Raw genomic sequence first — 14,709 nt, 5'->3', positions numbered from 1 at the left:
TGATTTTCTCCTTCTCTCCTTAAAGAAAATTTTTCCCTCTCTCTCCTCTCGACAGTTCCTGTCATCCTTTTCCTTATAATGAAGATAGCAAACCAGACCGATGAACCACTGTCAAACGAAAGGAGAACCCATCATGAAAACCGTACAAAAAGAACTTATCGCCAAACGCCAGGAAATCGAAGAAAAATTACAAACCATCCTATACGAAGACGAAAAACTCGAACTCCTCTATTGCGGCCGCCAATACGCCTCCGCCTATGCCCTCATACGAAGAAAAGACGGCATGTACTACAGCTTCCGCTTCAGCGACCACAAAACCACGCCCTATTACTCAAGCAAAACCTTCGACATATACGCGCCGATCACGGGCGAAGTCCTAAGAAATATACGAGAAACCCTGGACAAAGTCTCATGGTGTCCCTTCACCCTATACGACTACCTCACCCTCCGCACCATCTACTATTTCAATAACCTGAGACAGCCCTTCTGTATCAACAACACCATGAACATCTTCGTAGGCAACAAAATGGGCCTCCTCTTCTACCGCAGAAAACGCATCGGAAAAGACAACTGGGAATTCGAAACCGTCTCCGAATCCTTCCAAAAAGAACTAAGAAAACTCTTCGCCACAGGCCTCCTGCACGCCTATACCTGCAAGAAAACCAGAAGCATCCAGGTCTACATCACCGAAGCCGGCCTATCCATGATCAAAGACACCGACCTCGAAAACAACAACTTCGTCAAACACTACCTCCAATTCAAAACCGACCCCACATTCTCCAGCTGCCTCCAGCTCCCGACACAAAACAAAAAATACAAACCCTTCCGCTCCCCCATGGACAATCCGCCAGAACAAATGGTGGAATGAAAGGAAGCGTAAGGATCCAACCACAGAAAAAGACCCGCGAGGGTCTTTTTTCTTGGAAGATATGAGAAGATTGCTTTTCAGGGCCGAAGGCCGGTTTGCCTATTTTCCCTTTGCGAAGCAAATAAGTGGTGTTAACCTTCCCAGACGGGGAAGAAGGGCCACGAAGTGGCGGTTAGGGTTGATTTCCGCGAGCGCCGCGAGGTTGTATGGTTTTAATCTTTCCACTCACCTCGCGGTCGTTTGTTTCCTTATCCTTCCCGAACACTATAGCCATTTATACTAGATACGTATATAAATTATTTGTATACTCAAATAATTAGTCATGGTGATAGAATAAGTTTAGATAATTGCTAAAAGGAGATGCTCTCGATGAAAAGGATACTGACACTACTATTCACTCTTATCTTAATCCCATTTTCAACCTTTGCTATTTCACGTTCTGATCTTCAAAACAATCCCGAACGCTATGTAAAAGTAGCTGAAGGGCAAACTGACGCTTGTTATGTAGATTCTTATTCTATAAAATCACTCCGTTATGCTCCCCCCTACTATACAATTCGAGCAAAAGTCTATGGCCCTGATTATGCTAAGAATGGTATTTTTGAATTTACTATTACCTGTTTCTATGATTACAATAGAAACTCTAAACAGCTAATGGAAAATATTGTTGCAGAAAGTCCAAATAAATCAGACACAAATAGTATGGCTAAAAAATTTATGAGCCAACTCAACGAGAACATCGGAATAAAATATACCATGACCGATATTAATTGTTATACTCTCGACGGAACATATGTTAATAGTCTGAGACCTTTTTATAATCAATCTGTCGTGCTTAATTCAAATCCTTACCATGCCGCTAACTATATGTTCTATAAATGCTATAATATCTACTTTCATCTCAAATTTGAGTCAGAAAACCTCTATTAAACCGCATTCTTTATTCCTAAGGAGATCCCTATGAAAAAATCACTTCGCATACTGTTTTTAGGAATACTCCTTTTCGCATCTCCCCTCGTTTCAAATTATATTCCATTCAGCCCGCTTCCCACTGTCAGTGCTATGACCAACTCTCAGGATCCAAATGGTTTTGGCGATGTTCATTGGGATGAAACAATCTCAGACATTCAGTCTTCCCATAAAACCACTTTTCTGGGACGCAATGACGATGCTGCGCACTATTCCGTCCTGATCCCGGATGCTAAGGGCTCTTTGAACTTTGAGGGACCTGTAACCATTCGTGCCATCTTCATAGACAACAAACTCTTCGGGATAGAGATCCCATTCAGCGGAGACCAATTTGAAACGCGCTTAGCCGGCATGACCAAGATGCTGGGAACACCTGTAAAAAGAAGAGGTTACTATATTTGGGGCGGCCCCCTCTCCCTGATCATTCTCCTTCCTTATAAAGAAGACGAACTCATTATCCTGGCGAAAAACCAACAAGGAGTACAAGGGATCGCTATTTGACATAGCCAATAATAATCATGCATATTCCATGAATGAACCCCATCCCCATGCAGCCTTTGCTCATGGCTTTTTTGTGCCGTCATAGTGGGCTCTCTCTATTCCATATTCAACCCACTTTAACCCCTGCTAACATCTTTCATTTTTCGCCTATTTCATGCTATACTATTGACAGATTCTAAAAAACGTACAGTAATCGTACAGCATAGTAAGGAGGAAATATGATGAAAATCCCGTCTATCACTTTGAATAATGGTGTCGAGATGCCGCAGGAAGGGTTCGGCGTTTTTCAGGTTACGGACCTGGATGCCTGCAAGCAGGCTGTGAAAGATGCGCTGGACTGTGGTTATCGTCTGCTCGATACAGCAAGCAGCTATGAAAATGAAGAAGCTGTCGGCGAAGCCATCAAGGAAAGCGGCATTCCGCGTGAAGAAATTTTTCTGACGACGAAAGCCTACATGCAGGAAATGGGCTACGAAAAGACGAAGGAAGCCTTCGAGCGTTCCTGCAAGAAACTCGGCACGGACTACCTCGACCTTTACCTCATCCATATGCCTTTTGCTGATTATTACGGTTCCTGGCGAGCTATGTCGGAGCTTTACAAAGAAGGCCGGATCCGCGCGATCGGTGTCTGCAATTTCCTGCCAGACCGCATCGTCGACCTCTGCTTCAATACCGACATCGTTCCGGCCATCAATCAGATCGAGCTCCATCCTTTCTATCAGAGAGAAGATGAACTCGCCCTTATGAAAGAATACGGCATCCAGCCGGAAGCATGGGCACCGTTTGCAGAAGGCATGAACGGCATGTTCACGAATCCCGTCCTTACTTCCATCGCAGAAGCTCATCACAAGACCACCGCGCAGGTCATCCTCCGCTGGAATATCCAGCGCGGCATCATCATCATTCCAAAGTCCGTTCACAAGGAACGCATGGAACAGAACCTGGATATCTGGGACTTCGAGCTTACGGATGAAGAAATGAACGCCATCCGCGCCCTCGACCTCGCCCGTCCGCAGATGCTCGATACCAGAAATGTAAAAGAAGTACGCCGCGTCTACGACTACCTGAACAACCCCGTCGTCACCAGCTTGTAAAAAGAATACCTATAAAAAAGGCAGCAGCCATCCCCGGCCGCTGCCTTTTTTCGCGCTGAAATACCGATTTCCTGAAGAAAATTGAATAAAATTGCTAATTTGATGCAGAAATCTGAACCTTCGATTTTATAGGGACAGACTATTGTCCCTCCCCATTCATACAATAGATACAGAATAAAAATACTACAGGGAAGGAGGGCTGCGCTGTATGGTAAAAGCCAAAGACAAGAAAAATCGTATGCTTGAGATCTTTTACAGGGCAATGGTCGGCGGGAATATCAATACGAAGGCTTTAGCAGATGAATATGGAGTGTCAGGGAAGAGCATTTCCAGAGACATCGGCGAAATCAAGAACTTCTTATCAGATAACAGGGACCTCGTCAACTACAAAGATCTAAGATATTCAGCCAGCTCAAAGACATATCATCTGGAATTCGACCATGTGCTCCTCAGCAAGGAACTCATCGCCATTATCAAAGTACTCATCGGATGCCGCGCTTTCAGCAAGGAAGAACTTTTGACGCTCATCAGTAAACTGAAGGCCTTCACTTCACATCAGGACCGCGCATTGCTCGATCAGATCATTACGAAGGAAGTCTATCATTACAACGAGGTCGGCCGCGACTGTGAAAGTGTCATCGACAATCTCTGGAAACTGACGAGGTGCATCAAGGAAAGGCAGGAAATTTCCATTTCCTACTACAAAGTAGACCGCGAACCCGTCGAAAGGCGCATCATGCCGATCGCCATCACGTTCTCCGACTACTACTTCTACCTCATCGCGTACCGCTGCGACACAGAAGACTGGACTCCCCTCTACTTCCGCGTCGACCGTATCACGCATATCACCGAGCACCGGACGCACTTCACGCTCGCGCCTGAGCATGACTTCGACGTTGGCAAGCTCCGTGACAAGATCCAGTTCATGTTCCCGGGAAAACTCAGGAAAATCAAATTCTCCTACACGGGCGACTCCGTCCAGGCCATCCTCGACCGGATCCCCACCGCCCGCGTCCTCGAGCAGAATGGAAAGACATCCATCCTCGAAGCTGAGACATTTGGAACAGGCATTAATATGTTTCTCCTCTCCCAGGGCAGGAAAATCAAGGCCCTCGGTCCGCCGGAATTCGTCGATGAAATCCGGGAAGAAATCTCCGACATGGACGCACAGTACAAAGAATAAAGCTCATTGGAATCTCCGCAAGGCCGCTTTGGGAAGAGCAGCCCAGCGGGGATCTTTTGGCAGAAGGAGAATCTATATTGGTGAAAAGAGGAAATCGGGACTTCCTCTTCACATAAGAAAACGAAGGGAATTTGTAAAAAGGAGTTTATTATGGAAACCAGCATGAACCGCAGAAGTCATTTTCTGCCAGTCATCCTCCTTGCCGTTATCAGCCTCATGGCACTGCTCTTTGCAGGATGCGGCTCGGAATCAAGCTCGAGAGAAAGCAAATCGGAGCCAAATCCATATGCGGAATTTAAGGATTTATATAAAACAGATCCGCTGAATCGAAAATACGCTTATTACTATACCAATGAAAAATTAGGCAATATATTTACTAAAGAACGAAAAGAACTTGCTGACTTTGATCCGGCTAAATATAACAAAGTCAACATCGCATGGCATTCTGTTGATGGACACAAATTCTGGCAAATCACCCGAAAGGACAGTCTCAATTACTACAGAGGCCCAATAAAAAATAACAAACCTGATGGCATCGGAGTCATATACTGGAAAGATCATCCTTATTATATCGCCCATTTTAAAGATGGCTCGATGGAAGGATATGGTCAGGAAATCCGGGAAGGTTCCTTCTCTCTGCCCAATTATAGTAAATACTCCGTTCCAGGAAGAATGCCGCTTCATGGTCTTTTCCAATTTGAAAAGACCGACATCTTTAAAGTCTCTCCAGCCGTTTATAGAGGATATTATATGAGCTACGAGGGCTACTATAAAAATAATGAAAGAAATGGCGAAGGAATATCTTACAACTATGAAAATATAAAATACCTTCTTCAGCTGGCCGAAGCCAACGCTCGTACAAAATTTATTTCAAATGAAGCTGAACGCAAGAAACATGAGCTTGAAGATTCAACCGGTCAGCAAATCAAGGAATATAATCGGCTTCTTGATGATTACCACAAGCAAGTCATTGATTACATCCATGAATACCAAGCCCAGCATAAAGATTCCAGAGTAGAAGTCCCAACTTCTGCTGAAATGGAACACATGCATTACCTCTACGATTTAGGCGGTCTTGATAAGCTTTGCAACATGAATAAGGAAGTCAAAGAACACCTTCTTGATCTTCAAGAAGAATTCTATAAAAAAGCTGCTTCCACGTACATGGTTCCCACTGCTATTCCTGAATTTGAAGAGCAGGTAGAAACTGCATTTTCCCTTATTCCTTTCACTTATGGAAACTTTGAAAAAGATACTTTGAATGGTCATGGAACAGATTACGGTCCTTATGGTGTAATATTCGATGGGGAATACAAAGATAACAGATATCTCAAAGGAAAAGAGTACAATGCCAATAATATCCTTACTTATGATGGTGAATTCAATAAAAAAGGCCATTATGAAGGCAAGGGTACGCAATATGATGAAAATGGAAATGTCGTTTACTCCGGAAACTGGAAAGACGGAGATTATGCAGTCAACTAACACAATATCTGCTTAAGTCAGCGCCAATCTGACAAGAAGACCTGCCGCGCCCGCTCCGGCAGGCCTTTTTCTCTCCAATGCCAATGTCCATTTTCTCTGAAACAAAATTTTAGACGGACATATATTGTCCTGCCCACTTTTTATAATAAAGATAAATCAACACGCTGCTGCAGAAGCTTTCGGAAGGCGGATTCGCAGCATACCCTTTATCATTCAAAAGAAATGGCTGCCAGAAAACGCAAGGCCCGATTTCAAAAAAGGAGAACAACATGGAAACCAACGACATCATTCCCACCACAAAACAAACGGAAGATGTATTCCAGAATCTTAGAACCTGGTCGATTACCACACTTCATTTCAGGGACCCGGATCTTTCTGATCAGCTCATCCCTCCGCCTCTTCGGCCGACTTATCTCCGAATGATCTGCGGTCTCCTTCCAAAAGGCCAGGCCCCATCAGACACTCAGGCTGCCTGGATGCACCTGCGCCTCAAGACTTGGGGAATCGACTCTCTTGACGATCAGCCACTCGACCTCGAATCGGCGCAGAACTTCCTGCTCAAAATCGTTCAGACCCCGGCGAAATCCCTTTTCCTGAAAGAAGCCTTCGAATTCATTCTGAACGGTGACACCATCACATCCTATACACGGGAAGCCATGAAAACCCTCAGGAACATCCTGTCCATGGATCCTGAAAAAATCGTAACCCCATCAAATGAAATCGAACGGAGAAGAAACTTTCTTCGTTCCATAAATGCAGCCGAAAGGACGCCGGCAATAGAAACAGAGACCGGCAAACCCTACTATATACTGCATTCCCGTGATAAGCATCTGAAGTTTGAAAACGAAGAACTCACCCTGCAAGATGACTGGAGCATTCAGGACCACGAAAGCGTCACCTTCAGCAACTGCAAGTTCCAATCCGAAAAAGGAATGTTCCGGTTCCTGGAAATTCCAGAAGTAACCTTTGAAAACTGCACATTCGAAAACTTCCAGAATGGCATCGCCCTGTCATTAGACGTCGATCGTTTTTTCGTAAAAGGCTGCACCTTCATCAACAGTCACGAATACATCCAGATCCATCATGCCCTCACCGGTCTCTTCAGACAATTCACGCAGGACGCAGACAGTGGAAAAGAATATAAAAGAAAACGCGCCCTCTTCAACTTCAATACCCGCCCTTCAGAAACCTGCCACATCATAAACTGCAAAACAGATACCGATGCCGAGGTAGTCGACTTTGCTGATGAGCACAGGACGAACGAAGAGGAATAAGAAGGCAGGCCAGGACCTTAAACAAATAGAAAATATATTCCATAGCGGAAGAACGTCCTGAAAAAAGAGGAACTGAATCACACCCGATCTCAGCTCCTCTTTTTTATCGTATTCCAAGGCTTCTTCGTGTAACAGATATCTTGTTATAAATCATTTCTTTAATAATTTGATACAAAGTGTCACAAGAATCTAATTTTTCGGTTTAGAGGGACATAAGATCGTCCTATACCACTTATACAATAAATACATACGGTCAGCAATTAAATGTCTTCTCTTAATAGAGAACCGTACAAACAAATTGACAACCGTGCCCAGCAGCCCATTCACGCATTCCGTTTTCAGTGCTAAAGACGGAATATTTCATGACGACAGAAAGGTGTTGAACTCAAAAAAACATATCACTTTAATAATCATTACGGACCGCAATGGGAACGGTCACACTTGGGAAGGAATAAATTTAATTACCTTGGGAGGTAGTCCTTATGGAAAGCAAATTCTTTGATACGATGAAATCGGACATCATGAAGGCTAAGATTCCGGAAGCCGAGCGTAACAAATTGCTCAAAAATTATTTGTATCTGAAAGATAAGAAGATCAACCTTATGATCACAGGAGCTACAGGATGCGGAAAGAGCTCCACCATTAATGCGCTGTTCAATATTGATTCAACAAATTACACGGAACGCGCAAAAGTCGGTGTAACGCCTGATCCGGAAACGATGTCGATTGAGCGCTATGAGCTGGACAATCTTGTTCTCTGGGACAGCCCAGGTCTTGGTGACGGCAAGGAGGCAGACAACAATCATGCCAGAAACATCATCAGAAAGCTGAACGAACGCGATGAAAATGGCGATCTCCTGATTGACCTCGTACTTGTCATTCTTGACGGCAGCACAAGAGACCTCGGCACCTCTTATGAATTGATCAACGAAGTCATCATTCCGAATCTAGGAAAAGATCCGCAGCATCGTATCCTGGTAGCCATCAATCAGGCAGATATGGCAATGAAGGGGAAACACTGAAATTCTGATGAAAATAAACCGGATCCGGTACTCATAAAATTCCTTGACGAGAAAGCGGCTTCCGTCAAAAAGCGTATCAAGGAAGGCACCGGTATTGATGTAGATCCTATCTATTACAGCGCCGGCTTTAAGGAAGAAGGCCTGCCCCAGACCAATCCATACAACCTGGCTAAGCTGCTTTTCTATATCATTCAGAACACCCCACAGGAAAAGAGGCTTGTTTATATTGACAATATCAATAAGCAGACCGAGATGTGGAAGGATAACGATGACCTGCAGGATTACCGCAAGAGCGTCATAGAAGAATTTGCAGAAACCTTTACCAGCTGCATCTCCAGAGGCGCTGATATCGGCGGCTCCATAGGGTCAGTCTTTGGAGGCGTCGGCAGAGCCATCGGTTCAGCGGTCGGCGGAGTCGTAGGGGCTGTTACCGGTGCCATTGGAGGACTTATATCAGGTCTTTTCTCCTTGTTCTAATCATCTCTTTTGAACCTCATATAAAATTACTTCTCACTCCTCATATAATTCAAAAGAAATGGATCGTAAACTATGCTTCGTAGACAAAGAACATGGAATGGCAGAAACATCCTTCAATTCAGGAGGCCCTTGACTGGGAAAATGCAGCAAATTACCTATAATACATACAGAACTGATGATATCAAAAGAAATCTCAAACGCATGAACATTAACTGGCTGGATGTCATGGTGACAGGCGTTACCGGAGCCGGAAAATCCACGACTCTGAATTCTTTTTTCCAAAAGACCGTTGCCAAAGTCGGCGATGGCGTCGATCCGGAAACGATGGATATCGGATGCTATACATTGAACAATCAGTTCAAGCTTTGGGATACTCCAGGACTGGGAGATGGTGTCCGGCTCGATCAGATTCATAAGAAGAAGATGATCGATCTTTTATATAAAACATATGGCGATGAAAATAATGGCTACATTGATATGGTCATTGTCATCATTGAAGGCGCCAACCGTGACATGGGAACAACCTATACACTGTTGAACGAGGTCATCGTTCCTAACATTCAGAAAGACAGGATTCTCGTTCTCATCAATCAAGCTGATGTTGCCATGAAAGGCCGGCACTGGAATTCTTCTATCAACCGGCCTGATGCAACGCTGCTTTCATTCTTGGATGATCAGGCTCTTTCCGTGCAGAAAAGAGTTCTGGAAGCAACAGGCGTTAAAATCCTAAAGCCGGTCTGCTATTCTGCAGAATATGGCTGGAACGTCAAAGCAGTCTTTGATTTCATTATTGATCATATGCCTACGGAAAGACGAAGGCTCATGACCTAAGGAGGTCTTCTCATGGGAAATAACTTACTGGATACCCTTGAGGACAGGCTTTCTTCCGACTTAGCAAAATCGCTTCCGGACAGAGACCTCATCCTTGAAAAGATCGATCTACTCAAAAAGCAGAGACTAAATATCATGTTTGTCGGTGCAACCGGCGTTGGAAAAAGCTCCACCATCAATGCGATTTTTGATACAGAAGTTGCAAAAGTTGGTTACAGCGCCGATCCCGAAACATCTGTCATCCAAAAATATGAAATTGACAATATGGTTCTCTGGGATACTCCAGGGTTAGGCGACAATCCGGAAAATGACAAGAAGTATGCCGTAGACATCGCCAATACGCTGAAAGAAAAGGATAACGCTGGAAATCTGGTCATTGATGAAGTCGTCATCCTTGTAGACGGCTCTAACAGAGACATGAAAACCTTCTATGAAGTATTCGAGAACCTCATTGTCCCTTATATCCAGGATACCAAGCGTATGATTATCGCAATCAACCAATGCGACCTGGCTCTTAAAGGCCGTCATTGGAATGAAGAAAAAAGAGAGCCTGAAACACCTCTTATTGATTTCCTTGATGATAAGGTTTCTTCCATTCATCAGAGAATTCTAGAATCAACCGGTATCTCCACGGATCCGATTTACTATTCAGCACTGTATCACTACAATATTTCCAAGCTTCTCCTGACAATGCTGAAAATCATGCCAGACAGTAAAAGATTTCTCCTTTCCGACAGCTTGAACAGGAATCCGGAAATATGGAAGAAAAATGACTCCCTTGAAAACTACAATCGGGAAATTCAGCAAGAAGTCAGAGGTTCCTTAACCAATGCCCTGTCAGGTGCTGCCAGCGGTGCCAGTGCAGGCCAAAAAATCGGAAAACTGATTCCTTTTATCGGCCCGGTCATCGGTGCTGTCGTAGGAGCCATCCTTGGTTTTCTTGGCGGCATGTTTGATGAATAGCCCTGCAAGACTTCATCAGCTCCCTAAAAGCCTCTGCCATTAGATGAAAAAAGCAGATACTCATCCTCATAAGATGTCTATCTGCTTTTTATTTCACCGCTTTTAAAATGGACTATCCATATTCATATACACTTCCCATTTATAGTCTCTTGATAAATATACCCCGCTATAAATCCTTTCTTGATAGACACCCCTTTGTCCTTCCTCTATACTTAAAAAAGATTTGGATAGGTTTTTAGTGACTTATACAGCGCTTTATTCTTTTCAGCAGGAAGGGCGGACGGGCCGATGAGAGCGAAAAACAAGAAAAATCGTATGCTGGAGATTTTCCTCCGGACGATATTAGGAGAAGAAATCAATGTCAGGGAACTGGCCGATGATTATGGTGTCTCAACGAAGAGCATTACCCGTGATATCAGCGAAATCCGTAATTTCCTCCATGATAAGAGGGAACTCTCTAATTTTACCGACCTTAAATATTCCGGCAGCTCCAAGACGTATTCCATTGAGTTCGACAATATTCTCCTCAGTAAGGAACTCATCGCCATCATCAAAGCCATGATTGGATGCCGCGCTTTCAGCAAGGAGGAGCTACAGACCATCATCAATAAGCTGAAAACCTTCACGTCCCGCCATGATGCAACTATGCTGGATCAAATCATCGGAAAGGAAATGCTCCACTACAGCCCGGTAGGAAGTGACTGCGAAAGCGTCATCGACCAGCTCTGGAAGCTGACAAGATGCATCCATGAAAGGAAAGAGATATCCGTCTCGTACTATAAGGTCAACAGGAAACTTGTAACGAGAAGAATCATGCCGGTCGCTATTACTTTCTCCGACTATTACTTCTACCTCATTGCTTACCGCTGTGATAAAGACGACTGGAAACCGCTCTACTACCGCATCGGGCGCATTGAAAACATTGTTGAACACAGGAAGCATTTCACGCTTGCACCGGAACATGATTTCGACGTCGGGGAACTCAGGAAGAAAATACAGTTCATGTTCCCCGGCGAATTCAGGAAGATCAAGTTTTCTTATACCGGACCTTCCGTCCAGGCCATCCTTGACCGCCTTCCTACCGCTAAAGTAGTGGAAGAAAAGGATGGCACTTACATCATAGAAGCCGAAATCTACGGCACCGGCATCAACATGTTCCTCCTCTCCCAGGGCCGCTCAGTCAAAGTTCTTGGACCGGATGATTTTGTAGAGGAAATGAAACAAGAAATCGCAGAAATGAAAACCATGTATGAAGTATAAAACCCCCGCAGCTAATTGCTGCGAGGGTTTTATTTACACCTGATAAACGTGGTGTACTGTTTAAATCGTATGAATAATTTATATCAATCACGCAGAGGTCTTAAACACAATGGCACAGTTCCCGCCTATCTTCCTTTTAAACTCCAATGATATCTTTCAATAATTATAACATATCACGCTCTTGAAGTGCTTTTCTTAATCCCAGCGCACGTAATCTTGAATCAGTATCTTTTCTTCTCTTATACGTCTCCACTGCATACTTGTATTCACGGACTAACTCGCTGTCAGTCATTTCATTTCCTTCGAGTTGATATGCTTTCATCTGTTCATTCATTAACGCAAGCTCTGAGCCCTTCTCTTTTATACTTGCAGCAAATGCATCAAAAAGTCCCATCATTACACCTTCCCATCTGAAATTATCCCTATACCATAAACACCCTCTGCGCGTTGATTTTTAGCATTATAAATTTTATATTTATTTAATTTTTATTTCTTTTTCCTATTGTATCATTACTTTGAGACCCTATCTACTGTTTTATTTCATGATATTAAGCTTTTAATCGCATGATCGTATTTCTTAATATTCATAACATAAAAGATGAGCGTATATCTTTATGCAATACACATGCATAGCAGTAATTATTAAATATGCGAAATTTTATTCTTACCTGCCTTCAGCTTTCAAAATTTTCGGATTAAAGTTTCATATAGGTAGATTGCAGCCATCCCGGCTGCTTTTTTGATGGATTTATTCTCATGCAAATTTCCCCTCCTCTCCTGTTAACCATTCTTACCCTCTGCCTTATCTGTGGCTTATCTTTTGCCTATTAAGAGTTCGCCCCTCTCCATTTCGGCCGATGATTACTGGCGTTTTCTGTTCAATCCCTTCTTAATAACACATAAAACAAAAAATTTATAGCAGACTTTTCTTTTCTTATTTTTAGACGGACACTGGATTGTCCACCTCGAGTGATAAAATTATTTTAGATTTAAACGAGTTCACAATAAAAATTCAATAAGTGATTGAACCTTGGAATTAAGATTTCTTACCTGTCGTCTGATCTGAAGGGAGGAAGAGTGATCATGGGTGACATCATTATTTTGGCGATTTAAAGTTTGTGCTGAGGTTGCTGAATGGTAGTTATAAAACTATAACTATAAACATTTCAGGAGAGAGGGTGAATGAGATGGTAGGGAGCGAAAAGGCATACAGCAAGCTGTTTGCATCCAACACCGATTGCATGAGACCGATCGGCGGGAGCTGCGTAGGCAATTGCAGAAAAACTGGTTCCAACAGTGACTGCATGAGACCTATCGGTGGGAGCTGCGTTGGAAACTGCAGAAAAACCGGCGGAAACGTAACAATTAAATGGTAATTGAAATCTACCGCGCAAAGGTCTTTGATTCTTATCAGAGGCCTTTGTTTTCATATAAGGAAGAATATGGGAGGGGCTTGGCATGGAAGAGGCGAGAGTGGAAGTAAATCCGGATAAGGTGTATTTGTTTCCGGCAGATGTGACGGCAGTGCCTTATGAGGGTTGTCTTCTTTTGATAACTCCGGAGAACGGGAATTGGATTGTGATCGAGAATCAGGTGCAGGCGGATATGGCAAAGATGCTGTCACAGAAGGTTCCCCTTCGTCGGGTGCATGAGGCGTTTCCTGAGAATGAAGCGGACTTGGAGCATGTTGTCGGCGAGCTGGAAGGCCGCCATTTCTGCGAAAGGATCGATTCGGAGGAGGATGATTTCACGCTCCGCATTTATCTGACGAATGCCTGCAATCTGCGCTGCCGCCATTGTTTCATGTATGCAGCGCATTCTCTGGAGCATGAGCTGACGTATGAGGAAATCATCGACCTTCTGGACAAGAGCCGTGCCAATCACTGCTCGAAGGTCATTTTCACGGGCGGCGAGGTTGCGCTGAAGAAGCGTTTCGTGGATATTCTCCGCCATGCGCATGATCTGGGGCTTTACGTCCAGGTATTGTCGAACGGCGTTCTCTGGACGGATGAGATGATCAAGGAAACGGCCAATTACATCGACGAGATCCAGGTCAGCATCGACGGGTTCGATGAAGCGTCGAATGCCAGGATCCGCGGGGCCGGCACGTTCGAGCGTTCGCTTCATACGATTGAGAAGTTTGTCCAGGAGAAAAAACCCTTCGTCAGTGTCATCACAACGCCTCTCTATGGTTTCCTTGAATTGTACAAGGATAAGTACATCGCCTTTGGTAAGGAGATGATCAAACGTTTCGGGACGGATCATTTCCTCGTCATCTACGGCAAGGAACTCCTGAACGGCCGCGATGTGAAGGCGAATGTGGAGAAGAACAAAATCATGACGAAGCTCGTGGACGAGATCTATGAGGAAATCTATCCGAATGCAGAGCTGAATACCTTTGTCGTCAATCACAAGTACGGACGCATTTACAGGAACTGCGGCTACGGCGGACTGACTGTCAATTCAAATGGCGATTTCTTCTTCTGCGGCCGCGTGTACGAGGTGGGCTGCTATGGAAATATCCGAACAACGGATTTCCAGGAGGTCCTCAAAAAGAGGAAAACGGCGCGTCAGAAGACGTACGTGGACAATATCCTCCCCTGCCGCGACTGCGATATCCGCCTTGTCTGCGGAGGCGGCTGCCGCGTCTCGGAGATCCCGGAAGTCACTCATGTGGAGCTGGATGAAAAGACGCCTGTCTTTGAAAGGACATGCGAAGATGTGTACAAGGAAAATCTGTACCGCCTGATGGTCGAATCCAGTGAATTCCTGTATTGGTAGG

Annotated in this window: 14 protein-coding genes; 13 read left to right on the top strand and 1 reads right to left on the bottom strand. The window is 44.3% G+C overall.

The genetic code is table 11. The annotated features are described in order from the left end of the window. Positions 1 to 133 precede the first annotated feature (133 nt). From OIM03_02300 to OIM03_02245, 12 genes are all read left to right on the top strand, one after another. The gene (locus OIM03_02300) at positions 134 to 868 is read left to right on the top strand and encodes a hypothetical protein (protein HJI73104.1); all 735 of its coding nucleotides are present in this window, start codon (positions 134 to 136) and stop codon (positions 866 to 868) included. A gap of 369 nt (positions 869 to 1,237) precedes the next feature. Further along, positions 1,238 to 1,798, top strand: coding sequence for a hypothetical protein (locus OIM03_02295; protein HJI73103.1), 561 nt, complete (start codon positions 1,238 to 1,240; stop codon positions 1,796 to 1,798). A 30-nt stretch (positions 1,799 to 1,828) separates the two neighbouring features. After that, on the top strand, positions 1,829 to 2,338 hold the full coding sequence (locus OIM03_02290; GenBank protein HJI73102.1) for a hypothetical protein: 510 nt from the start codon (positions 1,829 to 1,831) through the stop codon (positions 2,336 to 2,338). 218 nt (positions 2,339 to 2,556) lie between these two features. Further along, a complete protein-coding gene (locus OIM03_02285; protein ID HJI73101.1) occupies positions 2,557 to 3,432 on the top strand; it encodes an aldo/keto reductase in 876 nt (291 codons plus the stop codon). A gap of 208 nt (positions 3,433 to 3,640) precedes the next feature. Continuing rightward, positions 3,641 to 4,615, top strand: coding sequence for a WYL domain-containing protein (locus OIM03_02280; protein HJI73100.1), 975 nt, complete (start codon positions 3,641 to 3,643; stop codon positions 4,613 to 4,615). A gap of 150 nt (positions 4,616 to 4,765) precedes the next feature. Beyond that, entirely contained in the window at positions 4,766 to 6,100 is a 1,335-nt protein-coding gene (locus tag OIM03_02275; protein ID HJI73099.1) for a hypothetical protein, read from the top strand. 269 nt (positions 6,101 to 6,369) lie between these two features. Beyond that, complete coding sequence (locus OIM03_02270; protein HJI73098.1) at positions 6,370 to 7,374, top strand: hypothetical protein; 1,005 nt, start codon at positions 6,370 to 6,372, stop codon at positions 7,372 to 7,374. Positions 7,375 to 7,856: 482 nt separating this feature from the next. Next, positions 7,857 to 8,396, top strand: a complete 540-nt coding sequence (locus OIM03_02265; protein HJI73097.1) for a 50S ribosome-binding GTPase — start codon at positions 7,857 to 7,859, stop codon at positions 8,394 to 8,396. Positions 8,397 to 8,648: 252 nt separating this feature from the next. Next, positions 8,649 to 8,873 carry a hypothetical protein gene (locus OIM03_02260; protein ID HJI73096.1) on the top strand — a complete coding sequence of 75 codons (225 nt, stop codon included), beginning with the start codon at positions 8,649 to 8,651 and terminating at the stop codon, positions 8,871 to 8,873. A 129-nt stretch (positions 8,874 to 9,002) separates the two neighbouring features. Continuing rightward, on the top strand, positions 9,003 to 9,704 hold the full coding sequence (locus OIM03_02255; protein HJI73095.1) for a 50S ribosome-binding GTPase: 702 nt from the start codon (positions 9,003 to 9,005) through the stop codon (positions 9,702 to 9,704). 12 nt (positions 9,705 to 9,716) lie between these two features. Next, positions 9,717 to 10,667, top strand: a complete 951-nt coding sequence (locus OIM03_02250; GenBank protein HJI73094.1) for a 50S ribosome-binding GTPase — start codon at positions 9,717 to 9,719, stop codon at positions 10,665 to 10,667. Positions 10,668 to 10,982: 315 nt separating this feature from the next. After that, entirely contained in the window at positions 10,983 to 11,927 is a 945-nt protein-coding gene (locus tag OIM03_02245) for a WYL domain-containing protein (GenBank protein HJI73093.1), read from the top strand. A 163-nt stretch (positions 11,928 to 12,090) separates the two neighbouring features. Here the strand turns inward: OIM03_02245 and OIM03_02240 are convergent, their stop codons facing one another. Continuing rightward, positions 12,091 to 12,324, bottom strand: a complete 234-nt coding sequence (locus tag OIM03_02240) for a hypothetical protein (protein HJI73092.1) — start codon at positions 12,322 to 12,324, stop codon at positions 12,091 to 12,093. Positions 12,325 to 13,385: 1,061 nt separating this feature from the next. Here OIM03_02240 and OIM03_02235 point away from each other — a divergent pair. After that, entirely contained in the window at positions 13,386 to 14,708 is a 1,323-nt protein-coding gene (locus OIM03_02235) for a radical SAM protein (GenBank protein HJI73091.1), read from the top strand. Position 14,709: the final 1 nt, after the last annotated feature.

This window comes from Veillonellaceae bacterium, assembly GCA_025992895.1.
Lineage (GTDB): Bacteria > Bacillota > Negativicutes > Veillonellales > Dialisteraceae > Dialister.
Note: the sequence above shows the minus strand (reverse complement) of the source record. Positions and strands in the feature narration are given on the sequence as shown.